The sequence below is a fragment of the Rhodococcus sp. T7 genome (assembly GCF_009872365.1).
Classification (GTDB): Bacteria; Actinomycetota; Actinomycetes; order Mycobacteriales; family Mycobacteriaceae; genus Rhodococcus_F.
Genome location: NZ_WXYH01000174.1, coordinates 1 through 2,759 on the forward strand (window position 1 = coordinate 1; position 2,759 = coordinate 2,759).

Annotated in this window: 2 protein-coding genes; one reads left to right on the forward strand and one right to left on the reverse strand. The window is 69.3% G+C overall.

Annotation, left to right across the window (positions count from 1 at the left end; translation table 11 throughout):
* The first annotated feature begins 146 nt into the window (after positions 1–146).
* Entirely contained in the window at positions 147–1,442 is a 1,296-nt protein-coding gene (locus tag MLGJGCBP_RS50555) for a hypothetical protein (RefSeq protein WP_201453107.1), read from the forward strand.
* Between the two features lie 39 nt (positions 1,443–1,481).
* On the opposite strand, the gene MLGJGCBP_RS51850 is transcribed toward MLGJGCBP_RS50555, so the two are convergent.
* Positions 1,482–2,609, reverse strand: coding sequence for a hypothetical protein (locus tag MLGJGCBP_RS51850; protein ID WP_236581180.1), 1,128 nt, complete (start codon positions 2,607–2,609; stop codon positions 1,482–1,484).
* Positions 2,610–2,759: the final 150 nt, after the last annotated feature.

Below are 2,759 nucleotides of genomic sequence, written 5' to 3' on the forward strand. Positions count from 1 at the left end.
AATGTGCGGGCTGTCTAACTAGTCCGCGAGGGCCGCACCCGGTGGGTGCGGCCCTCATTCGTTAGCCGGATGAGGATTGCTGATCGGCACGGTGCCGCAGTGGCGATCTACCGGGTTCCGTCGATGTCGCGGGTTACGGTCTGCCGGTGAATCTCGTTGACCGGTACGGTCCGACCGTCGCCGCCCTTGTCGGTGGTGTGCTCGCTGCCTTCGCTGTCCGCGAATCGGAGGTACTCGACCACACCATCGCCGCGAAGGACGGCTTGAGCGGGGTGCTCGTCACTCCGCAGTGGGCCGGAACTGTCGCCGCAGTCGTTGCCGTCACCGCGCTGACGGTGCTGCTGCGATTGCGTTCCGGGGTCTGGGCCGCCGCGACCGCGCTCGTGGGAGCAGCTGCGATCGGGGTGCCCGCGGTGGTGGCGGTGGCGACCGAACCGGCCGTGACCCTGAATGCGGTCGGCGCCGGTCTGATGCTCGGTGCGGCGGCGTACCCGGCGGTAGGGCGTCGGGCCCCGCTGGTTGCGTTGACTGTCGGGGTGCTGGCGACGACAGTGTTCTTCGGCGTGGCCCGCGTGTGGCGGGTTCCTGCACCACGATGGTCGGTCACCCTGCCCGGCGATCCGGTCTACGTTCCGGTGACGGTGCCGCTGCCCGTACTGGCTGTGGCCGTGCTCGTTCTCGGCGGAGTTGCGCTCACCACCCGCCGCGTCGAGTCCGGCGCCGGGGTCCGGCCGACGGTCGTCGGTGTTGTTCTGCCGGTGGTGTTCCTGGTGCTCTACACCGCGTGGGGATCGACCGAATCCGGCCCGGTGTCGTGGACCGTCGCGGCCGGGCTCGCCGTCGCGGCGACCCTAGCGGGGGCGTGGGTACTGCCCGCTCCTGAGGGGAGAGTGCTGCTGGTGGGGTTGGCTGCGGCCGCTGTCACGGTCAGGCAGGTGCACTACGCCGAGACGGCCTGGTGGTGGGTACTGGGTGGTCTCGTCGCGTTGGTGGCCGGGGTGATGCTCGGGCGGCGGTATCCGATGCCGGCGGTGGGGATGGCGCTCCTCGTCCTGGTCACAGCCACCGGACTGCTCCCGGACGGTGGCATCGTCGACACCGTGACGACCACGGCCTACACGCTGATGCTGCCCGGCGCACTGGGATTGTCCGTCGCCTCCGTCCTCTCGACCAACACCGCGGACCCACCGGTGGTGGTCAGTGCCGCGCTACTGCCGTTGACGATGACGTTCTTCGCGGTCTCGGCACCGCTGGCCGTCGCCGACTACGGCTGGTCCAACGGCTACCCGACTTCCAAATCAGGACCGATGGTCACCGTCGACTCACCGTTGCCCATCGGCATCGTCATCGGGACCGTGACCGCCGTCCTCGCCACGCTCGCCTTCATCGGGCGCTCGGACCCCGACCGCATCCGTGTGTTCGCCCGACGCGCCGGCCGATGAGGTTTCGCGTGCGGATCCGGTTGGCCTAGCGGAGGGTGTCTATTCGGGGATGCCGAACTCTGCTCGGGTCGCGGCGAGAAGGGTGTCCACATGCTCGGCGTAGGTGGCGCAGGCGTGTGACAACGCCTGAAAGGCGGCGACCACCGGACGTGGGTCCGTCGCGCTGAACAGGGCCGGCATCGCGTAGTACGGGCGGTGCACCGGGCCGTGGTCGAACATTTTCGCCGTCGGTGACTTCTCACCGCCGGGCCCGGCGGTCGAGCGGTAGGGGCCGCCTCTGCCCTCGGGCGGGAGGTTCTCCGCCGCGAGACGGCTGGACGCGGCTTGGCGGTCGTCGAACGGCGCCGGGAGCGGCTCACCGTTACGTAACGCTGCCAGTGCCGGTGTGACCCACGCGACGTCGGCGAGTCCGGCGAACTCGAAGGCACGGACCGCGGCCCACTGCGCCAGGCGCCGTTGCGTCTGCGGGTCCATCGCCACGATCGCGGCAGCGAGGTCCGGCGCACAGTCGTCGAAATCACGCAACGCCAGCACCTTTTGCAGCTCGGGATGCGCCTCGAAGTCGATCGCCGTCGCGGTGCTGCTCGCGGTCCTAGTGCCCGCCGCCGAGTCACGGCTCGGCTCCTCCGCGGCGGCGGGTGCCGGGGGCGGGGTGTTCTCCGGTACTCCGAAGCCGGGCATGTCCCACATCTGGGCCGGGGATTTCGTGACTCCGTCGTACGGCCACAACCGGATCCGCCACACGTCGCCGGGTGTCGTCGATCCCGGCCACCCGTAGTTGACGAAGCCTCGGCCGGAGACCTCCACGGTGTACCGACCTGCAGGAACGAGGACCTCCACCGGGTCGGATGTCGGTGACGACAAGGAAAGCACCCCGCGGCCGTCGACCTCCAGGCGCCCCTCACTGACCTGTTGCCACTGATCTCGGTCCGCGGGCGGTCGTGACGGCCACACCTGCACCGTCACCGCCATCTGGAAGTTGTTCTGGTGGGGGCACAGCACCAGCAGCATGGCGCCGTTGCCGGCGCTGGGTTGATCGGCCTGGGCTCGTTCGAGGAGGGCGAGCTCGACGTCCGGATCGCCGAGGCCGCCGTCGAGGCAGAACTGGCCGTAGTCCATCGCCACGGTCACCTGTGTTTCGCTGACCGGCCGGGTGCGCTCATCCATGCCCGTGATCCTGGCACGACGGCCAGACATTGCAGTCTCACCTCGCATGTAGTGGCTGGTTGACTCGCTCGGTCGGAACTTGTCAAGGTGTTTGAGTCCAACGGGAGTTACGCCGCGGCTTGATCCCCGTCGGAGTCGTCGTGCTCCCGC

Coding starts and splice junctions, on each gene's coding strand:
- MLGJGCBP_RS51850 (WP_236581180.1), bottom strand. CDS start 2,609: ATGGATGAGCGCACCCGGCCGGTCAGCGAAACACAGGTGACCGTGGCG.